Source organism: Acuticoccus sp. (assembly GCF_965213555.1).
Classification (GTDB): domain Bacteria; phylum Pseudomonadota; class Alphaproteobacteria; order Rhizobiales; family Amorphaceae; genus Acuticoccus.
This window is the reverse complement of record NZ_OZ243890.1, coordinates 1334363-1356355: the sequence shown is the minus strand read 5'-3', so window position 1 is coordinate 1356355 and position 21993 is coordinate 1334363. Positions and strand designations below refer to the sequence as shown.

24 protein-coding genes and 2 pseudogenes are annotated in these 21993 nt (G+C 70.4%); 10 read left to right on the top strand and 16 right to left on the bottom strand.

Features of this window, described 5'->3' with window-relative positions; genetic code table 11:
* Positions 1–10 precede the first annotated feature (10 nt).
* From ACOOE8_RS06635 to ACOOE8_RS06595, 9 genes are all read right to left on the bottom strand, one after another.
* On the bottom strand, positions 11–1180 hold the full coding sequence (locus ACOOE8_RS06635) for a mandelate racemase/muconate lactonizing enzyme family protein (RefSeq protein WP_420394051.1): 1170 nt from the start codon (positions 1178–1180) through the stop codon (positions 11–13).
* A 64-nt stretch (positions 1181–1244) separates the two neighbouring features.
* Positions 1245–2093: a polysaccharide deacetylase family protein gene (locus tag ACOOE8_RS06630; RefSeq protein ID WP_420394050.1), complete on the bottom strand. Its 849-nt coding sequence runs from the start codon at positions 2091–2093 to the stop codon at positions 1245–1247.
* Between the two features lie 27 nt (positions 2094–2120).
* On the bottom strand, positions 2121–2837 hold the full coding sequence (locus ACOOE8_RS06625) for a maleate cis-trans isomerase family protein (protein WP_420394049.1): 717 nt from the start codon (positions 2835–2837) through the stop codon (positions 2121–2123).
* On the bottom strand, positions 2834–3478 hold the full coding sequence (locus tag ACOOE8_RS06620) for an aspartate/glutamate racemase family protein (protein WP_420394048.1): 645 nt from the start codon (positions 3476–3478) through the stop codon (positions 2834–2836). Before ACOOE8_RS06620 ends, ACOOE8_RS06625 begins: the two co-directional genes overlap by 4 nt.
* Positions 3475–4782: a TRAP transporter large permease gene (locus tag ACOOE8_RS06615; protein WP_420394047.1), complete on the bottom strand. Its 1308-nt coding sequence runs from the start codon at positions 4780–4782 to the stop codon at positions 3475–3477. The genes ACOOE8_RS06620 and ACOOE8_RS06615 overlap by 4 nt, the downstream gene beginning before the upstream one ends.
* Positions 4779–5330: a TRAP transporter small permease subunit gene (locus ACOOE8_RS06610; protein ID WP_420394046.1), complete on the bottom strand. Its 552-nt coding sequence runs from the start codon at positions 5328–5330 to the stop codon at positions 4779–4781. The genes ACOOE8_RS06615 and ACOOE8_RS06610 overlap by 4 nt, the downstream gene beginning before the upstream one ends.
* Before the next feature lie 4 nt (positions 5331–5334).
* Positions 5335–6366: a TRAP transporter substrate-binding protein gene (locus tag ACOOE8_RS06605; RefSeq protein WP_420394045.1), complete on the bottom strand. Its 1032-nt coding sequence runs from the start codon at positions 6364–6366 to the stop codon at positions 5335–5337.
* Positions 6363–7304 (bottom strand): polysaccharide deacetylase family protein, encoded by a 942-nt coding sequence (locus tag ACOOE8_RS06600; RefSeq protein ID WP_420394044.1) that lies wholly within the window; start codon positions 7302–7304, stop codon positions 6363–6365. Before ACOOE8_RS06600 ends, ACOOE8_RS06605 begins: the two co-directional genes overlap by 4 nt.
* Positions 7301–8554 (bottom strand): Zn-dependent hydrolase, encoded by a 1254-nt coding sequence (locus ACOOE8_RS06595; RefSeq protein ID WP_420394043.1) that lies wholly within the window; start codon positions 8552–8554, stop codon positions 7301–7303. Before ACOOE8_RS06595 ends, ACOOE8_RS06600 begins: the two co-directional genes overlap by 4 nt.
* Positions 8555–8725: 171 nt before the next feature.
* Here ACOOE8_RS06595 and ACOOE8_RS06590 point away from each other — a divergent pair, with 171 nt between their 5' ends.
* The 4 genes and pseudogenes from ACOOE8_RS06590 to ACOOE8_RS06575 all read left to right on the top strand — a co-directional run bounded on the left by ACOOE8_RS06590 (position 8726) and on the right by ACOOE8_RS06575 (position 10191).
* Complete coding sequence (locus ACOOE8_RS06590) at positions 8726–9196, top strand: hypothetical protein (protein WP_420394042.1); 471 nt, start codon at positions 8726–8728, stop codon at positions 9194–9196.
* A gap of 240 nt (positions 9197–9436) precedes the next feature.
* Positions 9437–9778: pseudogene (locus tag ACOOE8_RS06585) on the top strand (ATP-binding cassette domain-containing protein); the annotation flags it as partial.
* Positions 9779–9798: 20 nt separating this feature from the next.
* On the top strand, positions 9799–9933 hold the full coding sequence (locus ACOOE8_RS06580) for a hypothetical protein (protein ID WP_420394755.1): 135 nt from the start codon (positions 9799–9801) through the stop codon (positions 9931–9933).
* Between the two features lie 36 nt (positions 9934–9969).
* Complete coding sequence (locus ACOOE8_RS06575) at positions 9970–10191, top strand: hypothetical protein (RefSeq protein ID WP_420394041.1); 222 nt, start codon at positions 9970–9972, stop codon at positions 10189–10191.
* On the opposite strand, the gene ACOOE8_RS06570 is transcribed toward ACOOE8_RS06575, so the two are convergent.
* Positions 10188–10625, bottom strand: a complete 438-nt coding sequence (locus tag ACOOE8_RS06570; protein WP_420394040.1) for a hypothetical protein — start codon at positions 10623–10625, stop codon at positions 10188–10190. The genes ACOOE8_RS06575 and ACOOE8_RS06570 overlap by 4 nt on opposite strands.
* On the opposite strand from ACOOE8_RS06570, the gene ACOOE8_RS06565 reads away from it, so the two are divergent.
* The 6 genes and pseudogenes from ACOOE8_RS06565 to ACOOE8_RS06540 all read left to right on the top strand — a co-directional run bounded on the left by ACOOE8_RS06565 (position 10600) and on the right by ACOOE8_RS06540 (position 16183).
* The gene (locus ACOOE8_RS06565; RefSeq protein ID WP_420394039.1) at positions 10600–10743 is read left to right on the top strand and encodes a hypothetical protein; all 144 of its coding nucleotides are present in this window, start codon (positions 10600–10602) and stop codon (positions 10741–10743) included. The two genes, ACOOE8_RS06570 and ACOOE8_RS06565, sit on opposite strands and share 26 nt — an antisense overlap.
* Before the next feature lie 120 nt (positions 10744–10863).
* Positions 10864–11334 carry an ABC transporter permease gene (locus ACOOE8_RS06560; RefSeq protein WP_420394038.1) on the top strand — a complete coding sequence of 157 codons (471 nt, stop codon included), beginning with the start codon at positions 10864–10866 and terminating at the stop codon, positions 11332–11334.
* Between the two features lie 123 nt (positions 11335–11457).
* Positions 11458–11813, top strand: a pseudogene (locus tag ACOOE8_RS06555) (ABC transporter ATP-binding protein); the annotation flags it as partial.
* A gap of 38 nt (positions 11814–11851) precedes the next feature.
* Positions 11852–13411: an amidohydrolase family protein gene (locus ACOOE8_RS06550; protein WP_420394037.1), complete on the top strand. Its 1560-nt coding sequence runs from the start codon at positions 11852–11854 to the stop codon at positions 13409–13411.
* Positions 13408–14388 carry a TRAP transporter substrate-binding protein gene (locus tag ACOOE8_RS06545; protein WP_420394036.1) on the top strand — a complete coding sequence of 327 codons (981 nt, stop codon included), beginning with the start codon at positions 13408–13410 and terminating at the stop codon, positions 14386–14388. The genes ACOOE8_RS06550 and ACOOE8_RS06545 overlap by 4 nt, the downstream gene beginning before the upstream one ends.
* A gap of 4 nt (positions 14389–14392) precedes the next feature.
* Positions 14393–16183 (top strand): TRAP transporter large permease subunit, encoded by a 1791-nt coding sequence (locus tag ACOOE8_RS06540; RefSeq protein WP_420394035.1) that lies wholly within the window; start codon positions 14393–14395, stop codon positions 16181–16183.
* Between the two features lie 33 nt (positions 16184–16216).
* Here the strand turns inward: ACOOE8_RS06540 and ACOOE8_RS06535 are convergent, their stop codons facing one another.
* The 6 genes from ACOOE8_RS06535 to ACOOE8_RS06510 form a co-directional block, all read right to left on the bottom strand.
* Positions 16217–17683, bottom strand: a complete 1467-nt coding sequence (locus ACOOE8_RS06535) for a tripartite tricarboxylate transporter permease (RefSeq protein WP_420394034.1) — start codon at positions 17681–17683, stop codon at positions 16217–16219.
* A 66-nt stretch (positions 17684–17749) separates the two neighbouring features.
* Positions 17750–18208, bottom strand: coding sequence for a tripartite tricarboxylate transporter TctB family protein (locus tag ACOOE8_RS06530; protein ID WP_420394033.1), 459 nt, complete (start codon positions 18206–18208; stop codon positions 17750–17752).
* A gap of 66 nt (positions 18209–18274) precedes the next feature.
* Positions 18275–19246 carry a tripartite tricarboxylate transporter substrate binding protein gene (locus ACOOE8_RS06525; RefSeq protein ID WP_420394032.1) on the bottom strand — a complete coding sequence of 324 codons (972 nt, stop codon included), beginning with the start codon at positions 19244–19246 and terminating at the stop codon, positions 18275–18277.
* 92 nt (positions 19247–19338) lie between these two features.
* Positions 19339–20370: an ABC transporter ATP-binding protein gene (locus ACOOE8_RS06520; protein ID WP_420394031.1), complete on the bottom strand. Its 1032-nt coding sequence runs from the start codon at positions 20368–20370 to the stop codon at positions 19339–19341.
* Complete coding sequence (locus ACOOE8_RS06515; protein WP_420394030.1) at positions 20367–21788, bottom strand: amidase; 1422 nt, start codon at positions 21786–21788, stop codon at positions 20367–20369. Before ACOOE8_RS06515 ends, ACOOE8_RS06520 begins: the two co-directional genes overlap by 4 nt.
* Complete coding sequence (locus tag ACOOE8_RS06510) at positions 21785–21991, bottom strand: hypothetical protein (protein ID WP_420394029.1); 207 nt, start codon at positions 21989–21991, stop codon at positions 21785–21787. The genes ACOOE8_RS06515 and ACOOE8_RS06510 overlap by 4 nt, the downstream gene beginning before the upstream one ends.
* Positions 21992–21993: the final 2 nt, after the last annotated feature.

The following is a 21993-nucleotide window of genomic DNA, read 5'->3' as shown; positions in this document are numbered from 1 at the left end:
CCGGCGCCGCTCAGGTGCCGGTCGCCTCGCGCAGGGTGCGGATGAGCGCATCCTTGCGCTCGAAGCCGATACCCGGTGCGTCCGGCAGGCCGACGCGGCCGGCCTCGACCCTCGTGTCGTCCGCGAACCCGCCGAACGGGGCGAACACCTCAGGGTAGCTCTCGTTGCCGCCGAGCTTCAGCCCTGCGGCGATGGCGAGCGAGAGCTGGTGCCCCCCGTGCGGGACGACGTTGCGCGTCGAGAACCCATGCTCGGGGAGGAGTGCCAGGGTACGCAGGTACTCGACCAGCCCGTAGGACAGCGCGCAGTCGAACTGCAGCCAGTCGCGGTCGGGACGCAGCCCGCCGTAGCGCAACAGGTTGCGTGCGTCCTGATGACTGAAGAGGTTCTCGCCCGTCGCCATCGGCCCGTCGTAGCGCTCAGCGAGCGCAGCTTGCAGCGCGTAGTCGAGCGGGTCGCCCGGCTCCTCGTACCAGAACAGGCCGTAGGGGGCGAGCGCATCCGCGTAGGCGAGGGCGGTGGGAAGGTCGAAGCGACCGTTGGCGTCGACGGCGAGGAAGCGGCCGTCGCCGACGACCTCGAGCACTGCCTCGATGCGGGCGCGATCCTCATCCAGCGGGGCGCCGCCGATCTTCATCTTGACCACCGCGTAGCCGAGGTCGCGGTAGCGCCGCATCTCGTCCTGGAGGGCGGCGTGGTCCTTGCCGGGGTCGTAGTAGCCACCGGCCGCGTAGACGAACACGGTGTCGTCGGCGGTGCCGTCGCCCTCGGTGTCGGCGAGGTGGCGCCAGAGCGGCACGCCGGCGATCTTGGCGACCGCGTCCCACACCGCCATGTCGAGGACGCCGACGGCGACCGAGCGCTCGCCGTGCCCGCCGGGCTTCTCGTCGGCCATCAGCGCGGCCCAGATGCGGCGGGGGTCGAGGTTGTCACCCGCCTCGTTCGCCATCGCGTCGGCGCCCATGGCGACGAGGCGGGGCAGGAAGCGCTCGGCGAGGAGCCCCGACGCTGCGTAGCGCCCGTTGGAGTTGAAGCCGTAGCCGACGACCGGTCGGCCGTCCCGCACGACGTCGGTGACAAGGGCGACGACGCTCACCGTCATCTTCGAGAAGTCGATGTAGGCGTTGCGGATGGGCGAGGCGATGGGCACCACCGCCTGCCGGACGTCGACGATCCTCATGGTGTCCCTTCGTCATGGCGAGCTGCGCCTCGTTCGCGATCGAGGGGTCGGGCGTCAAGGCGCCTCACGCGTCCTTCGTTGCCGCGAGCCAGTGGCGGGCGATGTCCGCCCGGGTCGCGAACCAGGCCCCGCCACCGCCGAGCGCCTCGATTACGCGCTCCAGGCCGGAGACCCGGGCAGGTCGGCCGATGGTGCGAAGGTGCAGGTCGGTGCTCATCATGCGCGGCGCGGCCTTCCCTTCGCGGGCGAGCCACTCGAAGGCGGCGATGACGTAGCGGGCGAAGTCCTCGCCGTGGACGAACGCGCCGCCGGGGCGGAAGCGCATGTCGTTGGTGTCGAATGCGTACGGCAGGACGAGGTGCCGATGTCCACTGACGTCCACCGTGTAGGGAGCGTCGTCGTCGTAGGCGTCGGAGTCGTAGGAGAACCCGCCGTGCTCGACGAGGAGCCGACGCGTGTTGACCGACGCCGAGGAGCGCGTGTGCCAGCCGACCGGCGGCACGCCGCAGGCCTCTGCGACGGTGGCGTAGGTGCGAGCGATGACGGCGCGCTCCTCGTCCTCGGCCATCCCCGCGTGGCGCTGCCAGCGCCACCCATGGCAGCTCACCTCATGGCCGAGGTCGACCGCCTCGCGCACGAGCCAGGGCGAACGCTCCGCTGCCCGTCCGCAAGCAGAGACCGTGGCAGGGACGCCGTGCGCCGCGAGGAGGTCGGCGATGCGGCCAGCCCACCCGCGTGCCGTAGGCGAAGTGGCTTTCCATGCACAGGTCCGGATGGGGGCCGACGTCGTCCACCGCCTCGTAGACGAGCTCGTTGCGCTGGTCGCCGTCGCCGGTGGAGAACTCGCTGCCCTCCTCGACGTTAACGACCACCGAGACGGCGACGGGCGAACCCTCCGGCCAGCGAACGTCACTGGGAGGGCGGCCGTGAAGGTCGCCGATCATGAAACCTGGAACAGGCGACCCCACCCGGTGATGGGGCTCGGGTCGTGGCCGATGGTGCGCAGCGCGCCCCACATTGCCGTCGCGACCGTGTCGTAGACTGGCACGCCCGTCGCCCGCTCGCAGGCCTCGGCGACGGGTGCGCCGCGCATGTTGGTGCAAGTGACCGCGACGGCGTCCGGTCCCGCCGCGGCGACCTCGCGGATCAGCCGGCCGACGTCCTCCTCGCCGACCGTGGCGAAGGCGTAGTTCTCGCTGATCGACAGGTGCCGCTCGGCGACGCAGTCGAGGCCGAGCGCGGCGTAGTTGGCGATGATCCTGTCCTGCACGTCCGCCGTGTAGGGCGAGACGAGGCCGAACGTCGCCGCGCCCGTGCGGCGCAGGAGCTCGTTCAGCGCGAGCATGGCGGAGGAGGCGGGCGTCCCGCTGCGCGCCTTGATCGCCTCGCAGAGCGCCTCGTCCCGGTCGAAGCCGAGCCAGCCGGCCGACGTGCCGTTCCACACGATGACGTCGACCTTGGCGTCGGCGAGGAGGTCGGCCGCCGCCAGCATGGGCGCCATCTCGAACTGGCCGAGGGCGGCGTCCGACAACGCGATCTCCACCACGCGGAAGCGGCTGAAGTGCGCCGTGACGTCCGGCAGCCCCGCGAGGATCGCCGTCGTCAACGGCTCAAGCACGGTGTTGGAGGACGGCGTCAGCATGCCGATGCGTGTCATCGGGCGGCACGCTCGCATCGCTTGACGATCGCGCGCACGGCGGATCGGACCGGCGCGATGACCGGGACCGCCAGCGACCGAGCGACCGCCTCGGCCGCATCGGCCAAGGGGCCGCCACCGATGACGACGGCCCGCGCGCCATCCGCCACGGCGCGCTCGGCGGCTTCGCCGAGCTCGGCGACGAGCGCCTTGGCATCGGCGCCGAGGACGCGTGCGCAGGAGCGCGTGTAGCGGATCGCCAAGGGTGCGGGCACGCCGTAGCGCGCCGGCAGCGCTGTGAGGACCTCGCCGAGGTCGGGCGTCGTCGTCGCGATGGCGTAGGGGCCATGCGCGGCGGCCTCCGCGAGCGCCGCCTCGGCGAGGCCGACGACGGGGCAGCCGAGCTCGACGCGCAGCGCGTCCGCGCCCGGGTCGCCGAACGCGGCGACGATCACGCCGTCGAACTCGCGCAGGTCGGGCGCCATCGAGGCGACGACTTCGGCGGCGACCGCGTAGGCGGACGGCTCGGTGATGAGGGGGACGCCGCGCGGCGCGGTGAGGCCCTCCACGACGAGCCCCTCCTTGGCGACCCCTCGCGCGATCGCGACCATCATCGCCGTGGTCTCGCGGCTCGTGTTGGGGTTGACCAGCGCGACCCTCACGGCCGGCCGTACAGGAGGTCGGGCACCACGGTGACGATCCGTGGGAACAGGATGACGAGGACCACCATCACCATCAGCGTGGCGATGAACGGCATCACGCCGATGAAGACGTCGCTCACCGGGCCGCGGCCCCGCACGCCCTGGACGACGTAGAGGTTCAGCCCCACCGGCGGGGTGATCAGCGACAGCTCCATCATGAGGACGAGGAAGATGCCGAACCACACGGGATCGATGCCGAGGTGGAGGAGGAGCGGCACGATGATGGGCACCGTTGCGACCATCATCGCCATCGTCTCGAGGAAGCAGCCGAGCAGGAGGTAGAACGGCACCATCAGCCAGACGAACACCTCCGGCGACGTGCCAAGGGAGGCGACGAACTGGGTGAGGGCGCGCGGCACCCCCATCACACCGATGACGAAGTTCAGGAAGAACGCGGACGTGATGATGAGCAGGATCATCGCGGTCGTGCGCACCGTGGCGGCGAAGGCGGCGTGCAGCATGGCGATCTTCAGCGTCCGGTTCGCTGCTGCGAAGGCGAGCGCCATGACGACGCCGACGGCGGCCGCCTCCGTGGGCGTCGCCCATCCGCCGTAGATCGAGCCCATGACGGCGAGGAAGATCGCGAGGGGAGGCGCGAGGCTTGCGATCCCCGCGAGTTGGCTCCGGCGCTGTTCGGCAGGTGCGGTGCCTGCGAACGCGGGCCGCCAGGCGCACAGCGCCGCGATGGTGAGGAGGAACAGGCCGACGAGCAGGACGCCCGGCAGGATGCCCGCCGCGAAGAGCTGGCCGATGGAGGCGTTGGCGAGTGCGCCGTAGACGATGAGGTTGATGCTGGGCGGGATGAGGATGCCGAGCGTGCCGCCTGCCGCGATCGACCCGAGCACCAGCCGCTCGCTGTAGGCGCGCTCGCGAAGCGCGGGCAACGCGACCGTGCCGATGGTGGCGGCGGTGGCGACCGAGGATCCCGACACCGCGGAGAACACGCCGGACGCTGCGATGTTGGTGTGGAGGAGCCCGCCCGGCAGGCGGCCGAGCCAGCCGGACAGACCGTCGTACATCCGCCCGGTGATGCCGCTGCGCAGGAGGATCTCGCCGAGCAGCACGAACAGCGGGATCGCGGTCAGCAAAAAGCTGTTCATCGTCGACCACAGCTGGGTGCCGTAGCTCATGAGGAGCGCCGGGCCCAGGTAGACGAGCGCGCCGAGGACGCACGCACCCATGATCGCCACCGCCACGTGCAGGCCCACGAACATCGCGCCGATCATGAGCGTGAAGCCGAGTACGACCTCGCCAGCGCTGATCACGGGCCGGCCCTCTGCGCTGCAATGACCTCGTCGAGGGAGGGGAGCGCGATCTCCGCGCTCGGAGCCCCCGGCCGCCGGACGAAGGCGATGACGCCGCGCACGAGGAGGACGAACGCGACGACGGCGAACAGCGCGAGCCCGGCGAGCCACAGGCCCTGGGGCAACCACAGCGGGGTCTGCCATGGCGTCGAGGCGCGGCTGTCGTAGCGCAGGGTCTCGCCCAGCGTCGCAGCGCCGCGCCAGGCCATGAACGCCGCCATCGCCGCGATCGCCGCCGCCGCGAGGAGGTCCAACGCTCCGCGGACGCTGCTTGCGGTGCGCCCGACGAGGATGTCGATGCGGGTGTGCGCCCTCTCCAAGAGCGCGAACGCGAAGCCGAACGCAGCCGTCACCGCGAGCGCGTAGCCACCGAGCTCGTCCGCGCCCTGGAAGGAGTAGTTGACGAGCTTGCGGGCCAGGATCTCCGCGACGATGAAGATCGACAGTGCGAGGAGGCCCCAGCCGCACGCGATGGCGATGGCCCTGGAGAGCGCCCTCAGGACACCCATCGCCTCACTCCATCGTCACGCCGCGCGCCGCGCCGATGGTCTCGTTCCAGATCGACGAGCACTCGGCGAAGGTGTCGTCGCAGGTGGCCTTGAAGGTCGGCAGCACCACCGCTTGGACCGCTTCTTTGATGGTCGCTCGGTCCTCCTGCGACGGCTCGACCAGCGTCATGTCGTAGGCGGTGTAGTTCTCGCACCCCTCGCCGCCGGTGTTGCAGGCGACGGCCCAGCCGTTGTTCTCGCGCGCGAGTTCCCAAAACTGCCGCTCGAACGAGGCGAAGGCTGTCGTCAGCTTCGCCTTCTCCTCGTCGGAGAACGCGTTCCAGGTGTCGAGGTTCATGAAGTGCCCGTTCACCGACCAGGAGATGCCGAGCGGGAAGAAGTGCGTCGTCACCTCAGGCCACTTGCCGGTGTTGCCCGACGTCGGCGAGGTGATGGCGCAGTCCGCGACGCCGCGCTGCAGGGCAGGGTACACTTCGGCGAACTGCAGCGTCACCGGGGTGCCGCCGAGGTACTCCACGAGCGCGGACATCGTGGGGGTGTAGGAGCGGACCTTGAGCCCCTCGAAGTCCTCAACGCCCGCGACCTCCGCGGCGCAGTAGAACACCTGAGGACCGTAGGGCCAAAGCGTCAGGACCTTGGCGTTGAACTTCTCGGCGACACGCGCCTCGAAGGCGGGGCGATAGGCCTCGACGGCCTCGGACAGCTCCTCCAGCGAGGTGGACACGCCGATGAGGTCGATGCCCTCGAGGAACGCGTCGTCGCGCGCGGCGGACCCGATGGTGGTCTCGACGATGTCGAAGGTGCCGTTCGCCACCAGGCGCAGCGTGTCCTGCATGTCGACGCCGACGACGTCGAGCGGGTTGAAGTTCACGGTGACGTCGACGCCGCTCTCCTCGGCGAGCGAGGCGTAGAACGCCTCCTCCAGCGCGGTGTGGAAGGTGTGCGTCGACACGAGGCCGGTTGCGCGCAGCTCGGTCTCGGCGAGTGCCGGCCCGGCGAGCGTCGCGGCGAGCGCGGCGGCGATCAGACGGTTCATGCGGGTCTCCTTGTCGGTCGCTCTCCCGCGCTCGCAAGCGCCGTGCCAACCCCCCGCGGTACCCTCTCCGCGAACGCGCTCACGATGGCATGGCGCGGGGCGACCCAGACGCGCTCGCCGAGCGCGGTGAGGCGAGCCAAGATCGCCCTGAACGCCACGAAGCGCGCCGGACGCCCGCAGATCCGCAGGTGGAAGCCGAGGCTCAGCACGGCGCTGCGTCCGCGTTCGGCCTCGTCGAGGAGCACGGCGAGCGCGTCGTCCACGTACTCGACGAGCTCGACCGAACGCACGAAGCCGTTGGGATGGGCGAACCGCGCGTCGTTCGTGTCGAGGGCGTAGGGCAGCACGATCAGCCCGCTGTCGTCCCAGTAGGGCAGGTCGTCGTCGAACGCGTTGGAGGTGTAGAGGAAGCCGCGCTCGGCGAGGAGCGACCGCGTGTGGTCGCTCTCCGAGCCGCGGCAGAAGAAGCCGACCGGGCGTCGGCCGGTGGCGTCCGCGATGGCGGCCACCGTGCGATCGAGGTCAGCTGCCTCCGCCGCGCGGTCGCCGTAGGCCGCGTGCGGCTGCCACAGCCAGCCGTGGCACGCCGCCTCATGCCCGGCGTCGGCGATGGCAGCGGCGATCCGCGGCGAGCGCGCGACGGCCCGGCCGCACATCCAGAAGGTCGCCGGCAGCCTCGCGTCGCCCAGCGCATCGAGGAAGCGCCAGACGCCGACTCGGGTGCCGTAGGCGAAGAACTGCTCCTGCCCGCGGTCGCGCACCCCCTCCGGCACCACGCTCGCGAACTCTCCGACGCGCTCAGAGCGCGGGTCCCCGTCGCCCACCTGGTGTTCGGCACCCTCCTCGAGGTTGACGGCGATGTTGACCGCGAGCCGTGCGCCGTTCGGCCAAACGATCTCGGGCGGTCGCGTGCCGTAGCCGACGAGGTCGCGGCTCACAGGAGCGCCTCTAGCGTGCGCGCGAGGACACGCGTCGCAGCGGCGAAGTCCTCCATGCGCATGGCCTCGTCCGGGTTGTGGCTGCCGTTCTGGTTGCACACGAACAGCATCGCGCTCGGCACGCCCTGGCCGGCGAACGTCGCGCAGTCGTGCCCTCCGCCGGACGGCATCCTGCGGTGCGGCACGCCGAGCGCCGCGGCGCCTTCCTCGAGCAGCCTCATCAGACGCTCGTCCATGAGGGCCGGCTCCGCGTTGGTCGGCGCGCCGAGGTCGATCGTCACGCCGTGCGCCTCGCCGATGCGGCGGGCGGCGCCGCGAAGCGCGTCGTCGGCCCACCACAGGAGTGCGTTGTCGAGGCTCCGCATGTCGAGGGTGAAGCGCACGTGACCGGGCACCTTGGTGAGGCCGTGCATCGTGGGATCGGTCCAGAACTCACCGAAGGTGGCAACGAAGTCCTCGCCCGCAGCGTCGTGCGCATCCCACAGGTCCTCGACCTCAACGACGAGCGCAGCGCCGGCGCGAACCGCGTCCGCCCGATGCTCGCGGGGCACGGCACCGGCGTGGTCCCACCGCCCGGTGATGGTGCCGTGGCGGTAGCGCAGGTTGCCGCGGATGCCCGTGACGATGCCCACCGCCTCTCCGGCCGCCTCCAGCACGGGCCCCTGCTCGATGTGCGGCTCGATGAACGCGGCGATGGTGGCCGGGTCCAGCGTGCGTCCTGCGGCGCGGAGCGCGTCGGGATCGGCGCCCACCTCGCGCATGTGGTCGGCGAGGGTGCGGCCGGTGTCGGAGCGCGCCAGCGTGGTGAGTTCGTCGCGGTCCAGCAGGCCGAAGGCCATGCGGCTTCCGCAATAGGGCGTCGGGAACCAGACGAGCTCCTCCGCCCGAATGGCCATCACGCAAAGGTCCACCGACGGCCGCACGTCCCGCTCCCGCAGCAGCGCGAGGGCGGCGAGCCCCATCACGACGCCCGCCGCCCCGTCGTAGTTGCCGCCATGGGCGACGGTGTCGACGTGGCTGCCCACGATGACGCGCGGCGCGTCGCGATCGGCGCCAGGCCACGTCATGTACTGATGGCCGGCTGCGTCGTGCGTCGTGGTACAGCCGAGGTCCGCCGCGCAGTCGGCGAGGAGGGCGTGCGCCGCGTTCTCCTGGTGCGAGAACGAGGGCCGCGTCACGCCCGGCGGATCTTGGCTCAACGCCGCCAAGCCGTCGAACAGGCGTGCTGCAAGGTCCATGGGATCGGTCATGCCGGGATGGCATGCAATTTGTTTGCCGACGGGGCGAGGCGTCCGGTCGAGGGGACCGGGCCAAAGGCACTGCGGAGACCACCACGGCACCGACGCGAGGCATCGACCGACGGCGACTCCTGAACCACCAGCGCGGCCGCGGGCGCCTTCGCGCTCGCAGCGCCCCCGATCGTGCGCGCCCAGACCAGGGAGATCGTGGTCGGCTGCGCGGCGAGCCACACGGCGTGGATGGAGGAGATCGTGATCCCGAACTTCGAGGCGAAGCACGGCGCGACGGTGCTGTTCGAGGGCACCAAGTCCACGGTCAACCTCGAGAAGATGCGCGGCAACCGCGACGATCCATACTTGTCCGTGGTGCAGATGGACGACCCCGTCATGATCCTCGCGGTGGAGGAGGGCGTCCTGGCGCCGATGTCCGCCGACGAGGTGCCCAACCTCACCAAGCTGCGCGACGGCGCGGTGCACCTCGACGGCATGTGGGCGAACTCCGTGCAACCCTGGGCGGGCATTGCCTACAACACGGGCGCGCGTGACGGCGTGATGGCTGGGCGACCGCCGCCGACTTCAACAAGATGCTGTCGGCGGAGCTGCAGGCCAAGATCGCTGAGTTCGCCTACGCGTTGCCATCCAACACCGACGTGACGGACCTCGACGTCGTGCCTGAGGGCATGCCGGTGTTCGTGCCCGACTGGGCGTTCGTCTCACGCAACCGCAGGGACTGGATCGAGCGCTTCGATCGGATGATGGCAAGCTGACGCCCCGTGCAGATGACCACGCGCGAGGCCGCGCTCGGTGCCGACGAGGGATACGTCAGCGTCGAGCGCGTGGCGAAGTCGTTCGGCGTGACGCGCGTCCTGTCGGCGCTCGACCCGCCGGTGCGGCGTGGCGAGCTCGTCTTGCTGCTCGCCTTCGGGTTGCGGGAAGACGACGCTCCTGAAGCTCGTGTGCTGGCTCGCGCTGGCCGACGCCGGGCGCATCGCCGTCGGCGGGCGCGACCTCACCAGCGTGCCGGCGCACAAGCACAACGTCTCCGTCGTCTTTCAAAACTACGCGCTGTTCCCGCACCGCGACGTCGCGGACAACGTCGCGTTCGGGCTGCGCGCCCGCGGCGTGCCCACGGCGGACATCGCGACGCGGGTCGCGGACGCGCTGCGCCTGACACGCATGGACGGTCTGGCCGAGCGTTCCGTCGCCCGATTGTCGGGCGGGCAGCAGCAGCGCGTCGCCGTCGCCGCGCGCTCGAGGTGGAGCCGGACCTCCTCTTGCTCGACGAGCCGTTCTCCGCGCTCGACCGTAAGCTGCGCGAGACGATGCAGGTGGAGCTGAAGTCGCTGCTGCGCGCCCGGCGCATCACCGCGATCTTCGTCACACACGACTAGGGGGAGGCGCTGGGCGTCTCCTCCTGCATCGCGGTGATGAACGCCGGCCGCATCGAGCAGTACGCCGACCCGATGACGCTCTACCGCAAGCCCGCCTCGCCCTTCGTGCTCGACTTCGTCGGACTGTCGACGCGCCTCGCCGACCGCGTGACCCCCCGCGAGGGGGGCGAGGTGCGCGTCGCGACCGCCTACGGCGAGCTCACCGCGCCCGGCCGCTTCGCGGTGAGCGATCCCGTCGTCATCGGCGTACGACCTTAGAACGTGCGCGTGTCGTCGTCGGCCGAGACGTCGGGTCCCCACCTCATCGTGCCCCTCGCCGACATGATGCCCTCAGCTCCAAGACGCACCTTCATGGCGCAACGCGCGGCGGGGTCAGGAGGTAGACGCACACCAGCGCGGCGACCGCCCACGCGAAGGCGAGCGCGACCCGGTCCACGTGCGTCAGGCCGCGCGCGCCGCGGTTCGCCGCACAGCCACGACGCGGTCAAGACGACGGCGATGGCGATCACGAGGAGCACCGCCGAGATCGTCGAGCCGAGCTGCGCGTCGCGGAAGTACAGGAACGAGCGGGCGATCAGCATCGACAAGTTCGACTGTCGCTCGCCGACGATGAGGCTCGGGATGACGTACATCGAGACCGACAGCGAGAACACGAACGCGGCGCCGGTGACGATGCCGGGCATCTTCGTCATGGTGATCGTCTCGTTCACGTCCTCGACGGTCTACACGCTGCCGCCGCCGGACTGGTCGCTGCGCTGGTACGAGGGCCTGTCGAGGAAGTCGAGACTGTGGGATTCGGTGGTCCTTTAGCTCAACCTTGCGCTCGTCTCCACCGCGCTGTCGCGCCTCGTCGGCACGGCGGCCATCGGCATCCAGCGCGGACGCTTCGCCGGGTGCGAGGCGGTCGCGACGTCCGTAACCTCGCCGCTCATGATGCCGGGGCTCGTCATCGGCGTCGCGCTCCTCCAGTTCCTGCGCGACATCGGGCTGCGCGACGCCTACTGGAGCCCCTGCATCGCCCACGTCGTCATCACACTGCCCTACGTGATGCGCACGCTGCTCGGCTCGGTCGCGGCGTTCGACTTCTCGCTGGTCGATGCGGCGCGCACCCTCGGCATACCCTATTGGAAGGCGGTCGTGACGGTGATGGTGCCGGTGCTCGCCCCCGCCTTTTTGACGGCCGGGCTGTTCGCGTTCCTCGCGTCCATGGACAACTACCCGATCTCCATCTTCTTCACCGACGCGCGCAACAAGACGCTGCCCATCCGCATGCTGCAGTACCTCGAGGAGACGCCGGATCCGACGATCGCGGCGATGTCGACGCTGTTGATGCTGATGGCGCTCTTCGTCCTGACGGTGAGTGCGCGGACCGTAAGGCTCAACCGGATGATCGAAGGGTGACGCGCGCACTCGGGCTGGCGGTGGGGAGCCGTGTGAGGATCCTCGTCCTCAACCCCGACACCACCCATGCGATGACCGAACGCCTCCTCGCTGCGGGTTCGGCCGTCGCGGGCCCGTCCGGTGGCGCGGGCGCTCGCCATGCAGCCCAAGCTCCTCCTGATGGACGAGCCGTTCGCCGCGCTCGACGTGCAGACCCGCGCCAAGATGCAGGACTTCCTGCTCGAGGTCTGGCGATCGTCTGGCGCGTCGGTGCTGTTCGTCACGCACCACATCGACGAGGCGGTGGCGCTCGCCGACCGCGTGGCGATCTTCACGAGCCGCCCCGGCCGCATCAAGGAGGTCGTCGCGGTGCCCATGAAGCGACCCCGCGAGCCCGCGACCCCTTCGCGCTGGAGGCGCAGGAACTGCGCCGCGAGCTCACCGCGATCCTGTCGGCGGAGGTGGACAAGGCGTTCGCCGAGCAGGAGGCGCTCGCCTGACCCCTTCGATCGCCGATCCTTCGCCCCAAGGAGCCCCCATGGCTGACTGCATCGTGCGTGGCCGCACCGTGTTCACCCGCGTCGTCGACCGGCACACCGCCGCGACGGTCGAGGACGGCGCGGTCCTGGTCCAGGACGGCCTCGTGCGCGCCGTTGGACCGTTCGAGGAGGCGCGTGCAGCCCATCCGTCGCTGACGGTCCACGGCACCGGGCGCGAGGTGGTGCTGCCAAGCTTCGTCAACGGCCACCACCACGTCGGCCTGACGCCGGTGCAGCTCGGCTCGCCCGACATGCCGCTCGAGCTGTGGTTCGTCACGCGGATGGTCTGCCGCGCCGTCGACCTCTACCTCGACACGCTCTACTCGGCGTTCGAGATGATCGCGTCGGGGTGCACCACGGTGCAGCACATCCACGGCTGGCTGCCTGGCAAGCTCGACAAGGTCATGGCCGGCGCGAACGAGGTCATCCGCGCCTGCGACGACGTCGGCATGCGCATGTCCTACTCCTTCGCGCTGCGCGACCAGAACCGCCTCGTCTACATGGACGACGCCGAGTTCGTGGCCTCGCTGCCGCAGGAGCTGCGTCCGCCCATGGAGCGGCACTTCGCCCGCTTCGGCATGGACGTCGACGACTTCATGGGAATGTTCGACGCGCTGACCCAGCAGCACCACAACAAGGACCGCGTCGGCATCGAGCTCGCGCCGGCGAACCTGCACTGGTGCTCGGACGCCGCGCTGGAGCGCCTCGCCGACGCGTCCGAGCGCACCGACACGCCGATGCACATGCACCTCCTGGAGACCCAGTACCAGAAGGAGTACGCGCGCCGCCGTGGCGGCGGCACCGCGGTGGAGTACATCGACCGCTTCAAGATGCTGGGCCCGCGGATGACGCTCGGCCACGGCGTGTGGCTGAGCGAGCGCGACATCGAGCGGATCGCCGAGACCGGCACGAACATCTGCCACAACTGCTCGTCCAACTTCCGCCTGCGCTCGGGCGTCGGCCCGCTCAACGTGTGGGAGGCCCACGGCGTCAACACCGCCATGGGCATGGACGAGGCCGGCATCAACGACGACCGCGACATGCTGCAGGAGATGCGCATGGTGCTGAACGCCCACCGCACGCCCGGCACCGACGATGGCGTGCCGACGATGGCGCAAGTCCTGCGCATGGCGACCTCCGGCGGTGCCGCGACGACGGCCTTCCGCGGCCGCATCGGCACCCTGGAACCGTCTCGCCCAGCCGTACCTCGACTCGGAAACGCCGGTGCTGGACGCCGTCCTGCAACGGGCCAAGACCGAGGCGGTCACGATGACGATGTGCGCCGGCGAGGTCATCTTTCAGAACGGGCGCTTCACCAAGGTCGACCGCGACGCCGCGCTGGAGCGCCTGCGCCAGGACCTCACGCGAGCCCTCACCGAAGAGGAGGTCGAGCGTCGGGGCCTGTCGAAACGCCTCATGCCCCACGTCGAGGCGTTCTACGCCAAGTATGTCGACGCCGCGGCGCACGAGCCATTCTACGCGCAAAGCGCGCGCCTCTGATGGCACTTAACTTGCAGGACCGAGCCGTCAGTCTTGCAGCCGTCTCGGAGGTCCCATGATCGCTCGCACCACCCTCGCCGCCCTCGTCGCGACCCCGCTGCTCCTCGCGGCACCTGCCGTCGCCGCACCCACGGTCATGCAGGTCAACTCGTCGCTGCCTGAGGGATCCTTCGCCCACGTGTTCCTCCAGGAGTTCGAGCGCCGGGTGGAGGAGGCGATGCCCGAGGAGATCGACGTCGAGGTCTTCATGGGCAACACGCTCGGCTCGGAGGAGGACGTCCTGCAGGGGCTGGGGCTCGGCACCCACCACGCCTCGCTGTCCGCCTCCGCGATCGCGCAGGTGAACCCGCGTGCGGCGGTGTTCGACCTTCCTTACCTGTTCGAGGACCGCGACGACGTTGCGACCTTCATCGACAGCGAGGCGGCAACGCTTCTCGAGGAGGGGTTCGAGGGCACCGGCATGGAGCTCCTCGCGCTGTGGGACAACGGGTTCCGCGTCATCACGAACTCCGTTCGCCCGGTGACGACGCCCGCCGACCTCGAGGGCCTGAAGATCCGCACGCCCACGAGCCGCCAGCGCGTGGAGATGTTCAACACGCTGGGCGCGAACGCCACGCCGCTGTCGTTCGGTGAGGTTTACTCGGCCCTCGATCAGGGCGTGGTGGACGGGCAGGAGAACCCGGCGCACGTGGCAGAGAGCGCCAAGTTCTTCGAGGTGCAGGACTACATGAGTCTGTCCAAGCACGTCTACTTGCCGACCTTCCTCGTCGCCGGCACTCAGTTCCTCGACCGCCTCGAGCCGGAGGTGCGCGCCGAGCTGGAGGAGATCGCGTCCGGCATGTCCGAGTGGACCTTCGACTGGGGCGACGAGACGGACGCCAGCGTGCTCGCCGAGCTCGAGGGCAAGATCGCCATCAACGAGGTGGACTTCGCAGCCTTCCAGGAGGCCGCAGCGCCGCTTTACAACAGCGCCACGTTCGTGGACGTCATCGGCAAGGACATGATCGACGCGACGCGCGCCGCGCTCGCCGAGTGACGCCATGCTCGGGCGGCTCGATCGCGCGCTGACCGCCGCGCTCGACGGGGTCGTCGTGGCGCTCGCGGGCCTCCTCCTCGTCCTACTCAACTGGGCGGTGTTCGCGCGCTTCGTGCTCAACGCGTCCGTCTCGTGGGGCGAGGAGCTGCCGGCGCACATCCTCGCCATGCTGACCTTCATCGGGGCGGCGCTCCTCACGCGCACCAACGAGCACATCGGCTTCGACGGCGTCCTGCGCATGCTGCCGTCCGCCGCGCAGCGCGTGGTGCAGGCCTTCAACCTCACCGCCATAGCGGGCTTCGCAGGGACCATGGCGTACTACGGGACCATCGCGGCCGCGAGCTTTGCCGGTCGGCCGCTGATCTCCATCGATCTTCCCATGGCGCTGTTCCGCGGCGCGATGCCGCTCGGCTGCGCGCTTGATCGTCGTCATCGCCGTCGTGCGCCTCGCCGGCCTCGTGACCGGCACGGTGGCGCCGCGCGACCTCCTGCCGGAGACGGACGAGTGATGCCCTTCGATCCAGGCATCCTGATCCTCGTCCTCCTCGTCGTCCTCGTGCTGACGGGGATGCCCATCGCCTTCGTGCTCGGCGTCACGGCGATGGTGATGATCGTCCTCGACCCCGCGGTGGTGCCGCAGATCATGGGGCTGATCCCGTTCGGCGGCGCCAACAACTACCTCCTGGTCGCCGCGCTCCTCTTCATGATCGCGGGCGAGGTCATGAACCAGGGCCGCATCGCCGAGCGGCTGATCGCGTTCGCCGGCTCGCTGGTTGGCCACATCCGCGGCGGGCTCGCCCACGTCAACATCCTCACCTCGCTGTTCTTCTCGGAGATCTCCGGCACCGCGACGTCGGACGCGGCGGCCATCGGCTCGGTGATGATCCCGCAGATGAAGAAGCGCGGCTACCCGGTCGCCTTCGCCGCGGCGGTGACGTCCACGTCGGCGACGATGGCGATCATCGTGCCGCCGAGCCTCAACCTCATCCTCTACGCCTACGTCGCCGACACCTCCATCGCGGCGTTGTTCGCCGCCGGCATCCTGCCCGGCGTCCTTGTCGCCTTCCTCCTGATGGCGACAACCTGGATCCTCGCGGTGCGGCGCGGCTACCCGACGGAGGGTCCGTTCCGGCTGCGCAACGTCGTGAGCACCGGCCGCGACGCGCTGGTGCCGATCACGCTGCCGATCCTCATCCTCTTCGGCATCCTGTCGGGCGTCTTCACCGCCACCGAGGCGGGCGCCGTCGCAGCGCTGTGGTCCATCGTGCTCGCCGCGGTGCTGTACCGCACGCTCAGCCTGCGGGGCTTCGTCGATACGCTGCGCATCGCCGGCAAGCGGAGCGCGATGCTCATGTTCATCGTCGCGACCTCGACGCTGCTCGGCTGGTACCTCACCAACCAGCGCATCCCGCAGGAGATCGCCGAGGCGATCCTCGGCATCTCCGACAACCCTTGGGTGGTGCTCGGCGCGATCAACCTGTTCTTCCTCGCGGCCGGCACCATCATCCACGGCACGCCCGCGATCCTGATGCTGGTGCCGATCTTCCTGCCGCTGGCGGACGAGCTCGGCATCGACCGCGTGCACTTCGGCCTCATCATCACGATCAACCTCGGCATCGGTCAGCAGACGCCACCGGTGGCCTCGGTGGTGCTCATCACCTGCGCCATCGCGCGCATCTCGCTCGCCGCGATCATCCCGTCGCTGATGTGGTTCATCGCGGCGATGCTGGTCGCCCTCGTCCTCGTCAACGCGATCCCCGGCCTCTCGCTGTGGCTGCCGTCCCTCCTCCTCTGACAGGGTAGCGGGCTGCGGACGCCGGCTCTGCGGTCAGCCGTCTCCGTCGCTTGCCACGGCGCGGGTACGCTTCGACCGTGCGGCGGAGACGACGGCGATGAGGACGATGAGGCCGAGCAGCGTCGCCGAGATGGGGCTCGACACGAAGATCATCGGGTCGCCACCGGAGATGTCGAACGACTGCCGGATGCTCCCCTCGAGGCGCGGCGCGAGGACGAACGCCAGGATCAGCGGCGCGACAGGGTAGCCGGCCCCCTTCATGAGGAACGCGACGACCCCGGCGATCAGCATGACCCACACGTCGAACACCGAGTTGTTCACGCTGTAGGCGCCGACGATGCAGACGACCGCGATGACGGGGATGAGGATCGCAGGCGGGATGCGCAGGAGCTGCACCAGGAACGGGATGATCGCGAGCCCCACTAGGACGGCCACCATGTTGCCGATGTACATGGAGGAGATGAGCCCCCAGACGAAGTCCGGGCGAGTCTCGAACAGCAGCGGGCCGGGCTGCACGCCCCACATCATGAGGCCGCCGAGGAGGACGGCGGAGGTCCCCGACCCTGGGATGCCGAGGGACAGGAGGGGAGCGAAGGAGCCAGCCGCGGCGCCGTTGTTGCCGGCCTCGGAGGCGGCGACGCCCTGGGGCGCGCCCTTCCCCATCTGCGCGCCGGCGCGGCCGATCCTGCGCTCCAGCACGTACGACAGGAAAGCCCCCGTGGTCGCCCCGGCGCCCGGCAGGATGCCGACGAACGTGCCGAGGACGCCGGAGCGCAGCGTCACGGGCACGAGGCGGGCAAGGTCGGCCCTCGGGAGGATGCTCTCGCGCAGCGTGATGCGGCCGCCCTCCAGGCGGGCCTCGTGCCGCTGGGTCATGAGTTCGAGGAGCTGGCTGAAGCCGAACATGCCGATGACGAGCGGGATGAACGACACCCCGTTGAGGAGCTGCATCGTGTCGAGCGTGAAGCGCGGCTGGCCGAACGTGATGCCGATCCCGACGGTCGCGATGAGGATGCCGGCGAACGTCGCGATCAGGCCCTTGATGGCGTTCTCGCCGAGGAGCCACCCGATGGACGACAGAGCGAGCAGGATGAGTGCCGCCGTCTCGGGCGGGCCGAACAGGAGGCCGATCTCGGCGAGCAGCGGACCCATGAAGGTGAGGATGATGATCCCGATGGTGCCGCCGACGAAGGAGGCGATGTTGGCGGCGAACAGCGCGTGGCCGCCGCGTCCGGAGCGCGCCATCGGGTAGCCGTCGAGCGCCGTCGTGACCGCCGGGGCGTCGCCCGGGATGTTCATGAGGATCGCGCTGTAGGCGCCGCCGAACATGCAGCCGTAGTACAGCGCCCCCAGCATGATGATGGCGGTGGTGGGGTCCATGCCGAAGGTCAGCGGCAGCAAAAGCGCGACGCCGGTGACCGAGCCGAGGCCGGGGATCGCGCCGATCACGATGCCGAGCGCTGCCCCACCCAGCGCAGCGACGAGGTTGGTCGGCGACAAGCGAGGTGGAGAACCCGGCGAGCAGGGCCTCGAGGGACTCCATCGGCGCCTCCCGTCACGCTGGGCTCAGATGCCGAGCATTCCTGCAGGAAAGATCACGTTGAGCCACAGGACGAACACGAGCCAGATGCCGATCCCAAGGCCGACCGCGACGGCGAGGGACGTCACGAGGCGCCGCCGCTCCACCACCACGAGCCACAGGAGCGCGAAGGCCACCATGGCGCCGATCATCCCCAGGAGCGCGATCGCGGCGACGGCGACGGCGGCCGCTGCGGCGGGAGCGAAGTTCACCAGGCGGACCGGCTCGCCGCCCGTGCCGGGACGGACCAGCTCGTAGAGCGCGAACAACGCCATAAGTCCGCCGAACAAGGCCGGGAAGAAGCCCGGTCCCGGCCCGTTGTTCTGCCACAGCCCGTACCGGGCGACGCCGCCGTAGAGGAACCAGAGCCCGAGCGCGAGGATCGCGACCGTCACCGCGGTGGTGACGGTGCGTCGGGGGCGCAGCTGGGGCCCGTCGGCTCGCATGGGAGGGCTCGTCATCGTTGAGCGCCGCGGATCGCCCGAGGGGCTGAGCCCCGCGGACGGCCCGTCTTACTCCATGAAGCCCGACTCCTTGAGGAGCGTGCGGTACTTCTCCTCCTCCTCGGCGTAGAAGCTCTGGCTCTCGTCGGCGCCCATGGTCGCCTGCATGAGGCCGCTCTGCCCGACGTAGTCGTTCACCCACATGTCGGTCGCGCCTGCCTCCTGCAGGACGCCTTCCCAGTAGGCCACCGCCTCCTCCGGCATGTCGGGCGGGCCGACGTAGCCCCGGAACATGACGAAGGTCGCCTCGGGATGGCCCATCTCGGCGAACGTCGGGACCTCGTCGAAGGGTGCGTCCAGCCGCTCTTCGGACAGCGAGCCGATCGGCCTCACACGCCCGGCCTCGACCTGCGCGGCGATCTCGCTGGGATTGAAGATCCCGGCGTTGATGTGACCGCCGAGCAGCGCCGACAGCGTCTCGCCGCTGCCCTCGAAGGGCACGTACTGGAGCTCCGTCCCCGCCGCGTCCTCGATCATCGTGAAGACGAGGTTGTCCTCGCTGCCGCGCGCCGCGCCACCGACGGTGAAGGGCTCGCCCTGCGCCTCGGCGGCGGCGACCATGTCCTCGAAGCTGTCGATCCCGGCGTCCCCGGCGACGACGAGGAGAAGTGTGTCGAGGGCGAGCGTACCGAGCGGCGTCAGGTTCTCGAGCTTGACCTGCGCGTCGTTGGACAGCGTGCTCATCATCTGACCCGAGTTGAAGGTCATGATGGTGTGCCCGTCGCCACGCTTGGCGAAGGTGTAGGCGTTGCCGACGGCGCCCGACCCGCCGGGCCGGTTGAGCACCACGATCTCGCCGTCAACAAGGTCGTTCTGCCGCATCGTCTCGACGAGCATGCGCGCGTTGCTGTCGCTGCCGCCGCCCGCGCTGTAGGGGACGACAAACTCGACCGTCTTTTGCGGCGACCACTGCGCAGCGGCGGATGAGGCCGCGAACGCCACGACGAGCGTGGCGGCGAGGCTGGCGACGGGTATCTTCATGGTGTCCTCCCTCGTTCTTGTTCGGCCGGCCAGCTTGGCCGGCCCTGCGTTCACCAACAAGGGGACAGGCCGAGCTCCGGTTCCGTCGCGAGCTACGCAGGTGCGATCGCCGGCGCTCCGGAACCCACCAGGACGCAGCGCGCCCGGTGGGAGGCGCTCGCGTCGCGCTCGGCTGGCACGCCGTCGAGGCACGGGGCATGGGCGTGGGCGCACCGAGGCGCGAACATGCAGCGGTCCGGCGCGCTCGTCAGCGCCGGCGGGGCGCCGGGGATCGGGTCGAGCCGTTCCCCGCGCACCGCGCCGTGGACCGTCGAGCGCATGAGGCCGACGGTGTAGGGGTGAGCGCCCCGCTTCAGGACGTCCGCGGCGGTGCCATGCTCCACCACCGTCCCGGCGTACATGACCGCGACGCGGTCGGCGATCTCGGCCGCGACGCCCACGTCGTGGGTCACGAAGATGACGGCCATGCCGAGCGTCTCCTGCAGCTCGCGCAGAAGGAGGAGGATCTGGATCTGCACCGTAGCGTCAAGCGCCGTGGTCGGCTCGTCCGCGAGGAGCACCTTCGGCCGCGCCGACAGGGCGAGCGCCGTCATCGCGCGCTGACGCATCCCGCCGGAGAGCTCGTTGGGGAACGCGTCGAGCCGCCGCTCGGGGAGGGGGATGCGGACCCGCTCGAACAGCGCACGGGCGCGCTCGCGAGCCTCGGCCGCGCTCACCCTTTCATGACGGCGGATCATCTCGGTGATCTGCCGGCCGATGCGCACGATGGGATCCAGCGCCAGCCCAGGCTCCTGGAAGATCATGGAGACGACGGGGCCGCGAAGGTCCGTCAGCCGCCGCTCCGACATCGAGAGGATGTCGTGTCCATCCAGCACGACGCGTCCTGACACCACCGCATGCCTCGGCAGCAGGCGCATGACCGAGCGCAGGGTGACGCTCTTGCCCGAACCCGACTCGCCGAGGATCGCAAGCACCTCGCCGGGACGCAGCTCAAGGCTCACCCCGTTGACCGCGTGGACGTCCGCGTCGACGCCCCGGAAGCGCACCGAGAGGTCCTCGATGGTGAGGAGCGGCTCTACCTCCGCCACGGGATCGGCGGCGGCAGCGTCGAGCGCTGCCGTCATGCGCCCGGCACGCGGCGGTGCCAGTCGGTGTGCGTCTGGTAGCGGTGGGCGACGTTGAGCAGCCTCGCCTCGTCGAAGGGCCGGCCGATGAGCTGGAAGGCGACCGGCAGGTCCCGGACGAAACCGCAGGGCACGGACACGGCCGGCAAGCCGAGGTAGTTGACGGGCCTGCTGCACTGGGTGATCGGACCGAGCATCGACGGAACTCGTGCCGGGTCCTGGACATCCGTGTCCGCGCGCTTCGGAGCAGGCGTCAAGATCATCGGCGCGAGCAGGACGTCCGCCTCGCCCAGCATCGTCTCGACGAAGTGGCGGGTGATGCCTGCACGTCGGCTCGCCGCCTCCAGGTACGCGGGCGCGGGGATGAAGAAGCCGCCCTCGATGCGGGAGCGGACCTGAGCCGAGTAGTCCTGCGGCCGCTCGCGCAGCATCGGGCCGTGGATCGCAGCCGCTTCGGGCTTCATGATGAGGTTGGCGAGGGCGCCGAGGGGCACGAAGTCGAACGAGGGCGCCTCGGAAAGCCTTGCGCCATCGCCGGCAAGGACGTCGGCGGCCGCCTCGATGGCCGCGGCGACCGCCGGGTCGAGCCCGTCGCACAGGTCGCCGGAGAGGAGGACGGCCACGCGCAGGCCCTCGAGCGGAGCGTCGAGCTCAGCGTTGAAGTCGGGCACGGGGCGCTGCGAGGTGGTGGGATCGGCCGGGTCCGCGCCGGCGATGGCGGCAAGCATCAGCGCGGCGTCCCCGGCGGTGCGGCACAGCGGGCCGATGGTGTCGAGGGAGAAGGAGAGCGGCATCGCGCCCGAGCGCGGCACGCGGCCCTGGGTCGGCTTGACGCCGACGACGCCGCAGTACGCGGCCGGCAGGCGCACCGATCCGCCGGTGTCCGACCCCAGCGCGCCGTAGACGAGGCGTGCTGCAACCGCCGCTCCCGAGCCGCTGGACGAACCGCCCGTCACGCGCTCGGTGTCCCACGGGTTCGCGCAGTCGCCCACGTGGACGTTGTGCCCGGTGGGCCCGAACGCCCATTCCGCCATGTTGAGCCGGCCGAGGTTGACCGCGCCGGCGGCATCGAGCCGGGTCAGAACCGTCGCGGTGGTCCCTGCGCGGTGCTCGCGGCGGATCACGCTGCCGCACGAGGAAAGGCCCCCTTCGCGGTAGAACATGTCCTTGTGTGCCAGGGGCACGCCGTGGAGCGGTCCGGGCTCGGCGCCCTTCGCAAGCGCATGGTCGGCGGCGTCCGCCGCGGCCAGCGCGCCGTCCGCGTCGAGGTGGATGAAGGCGTTGAGGTGGGCAGCGCGCTCCACCGCGTCGAGGCACGCCTGCGTGACCTCACGCGAGGAGACCTGCTTCGTGGCGATGGCGGCGGCGGCCTCCGTCAGGGACCATGCCGTGAGGTCGGCTTCGAGCGTCTCGCTCATGCTCCGTCCCCCAGCGGCGGCGCCAGCGCCTCGAGGGTGGCGACGAAGCCGGCGGGCTCGTCCTCGAACGTCAGGTGGCGCGCCGCCTCCACGCCGATGGCGAGCGTCGCGGCGATTTCCGCCGCGAGGGTCTCGGCGCGCTCCGGCGTCAGGGCGATGGCGCCCGGGCGTCGGGCGAGGGCAAGTAGCGTCTCGGCATCCATGG

What these genes read in the sequence shown, in the direction of transcription:
- ACOOE8_RS06635 (WP_420394051.1), bottom strand. Translation starts at nt 1,180, where the DNA reads ATGAGGATCGTCGACGTCCGGCAGGCGGTGGTGCCCATCGCCTCGCCC.
- ACOOE8_RS06625 (WP_420394049.1), bottom strand. Translation starts at nt 2,837, where the DNA reads ATGACACGCATCGGCATGCTGACGCCGTCCTCCAACACCGTGCTTGAG.
- ACOOE8_RS06610 (WP_420394046.1), bottom strand. Translation starts at nt 5,330, where the DNA reads ATGGGTGTCCTGAGGGCGCTCTCCAGGGCCATCGCCATCGCGTGCGGC.
- ACOOE8_RS06605 (WP_420394045.1), bottom strand. Translation starts at nt 6,366, where the DNA reads ATGAACCGTCTGATCGCCGCCGCGCTCGCCGCGACGCTCGCCGGGCCG.
- ACOOE8_RS06595 (WP_420394043.1), bottom strand. Translation starts at nt 8,554, where the DNA reads ATGACCGATCCCATGGACCTTGCAGCACGCCTGTTCGACGGCTTGGCG.
- ACOOE8_RS06575 (WP_420394041.1), top strand. Translation starts at nt 9,970, where the DNA reads ATGAACGCCGGCCGCATCGAGCAGTACGCCGACCCGATGACGCTCTAC.
- ACOOE8_RS06570 (WP_420394040.1), bottom strand. Translation starts at nt 10,625, where the DNA reads ATGACGAAGATGCCCGGCATCGTCACCGGCGCCGCGTTCGTGTTCTCG.
- ACOOE8_RS06560 (WP_420394038.1), top strand. Translation starts at nt 10,864, where the DNA reads ATGATGCCGGGGCTCGTCATCGGCGTCGCGCTCCTCCAGTTCCTGCGC.
- ACOOE8_RS06550 (WP_420394037.1), top strand. Translation starts at nt 11,852, where the DNA reads ATGGCTGACTGCATCGTGCGTGGCCGCACCGTGTTCACCCGCGTCGTC.
- ACOOE8_RS06545 (WP_420394036.1), top strand. Translation starts at nt 13,408, where the DNA reads ATGATCGCTCGCACCACCCTCGCCGCCCTCGTCGCGACCCCGCTGCTC.
- ACOOE8_RS06540 (WP_420394035.1), top strand. Translation starts at nt 14,393, where the DNA reads ATGCTCGGGCGGCTCGATCGCGCGCTGACCGCCGCGCTCGACGGGGTC.
- ACOOE8_RS06530 (WP_420394033.1), bottom strand. Translation starts at nt 18,208, where the DNA reads ATGCGAGCCGACGGGCCCCAGCTGCGCCCCCGACGCACCGTCACCACC.
- ACOOE8_RS06525 (WP_420394032.1), bottom strand. Translation starts at nt 19,246, where the DNA reads ATGAAGATACCCGTCGCCAGCCTCGCCGCCACGCTCGTCGTGGCGTTC.
- ACOOE8_RS06520 (WP_420394031.1), bottom strand. Translation starts at nt 20,370, where the DNA reads ATGACGGCAGCGCTCGACGCTGCCGCCGCCGATCCCGTGGCGGAGGTA.
- ACOOE8_RS06515 (WP_420394030.1), bottom strand. Translation starts at nt 21,788, where the DNA reads ATGAGCGAGACGCTCGAAGCCGACCTCACGGCATGGTCCCTGACGGAG.
- ACOOE8_RS06510 (WP_420394029.1), bottom strand. Translation starts at nt 21,991, where the DNA reads ATGGATGCCGAGACGCTACTTGCCCTCGCCCGACGCCCGGGCGCCATC.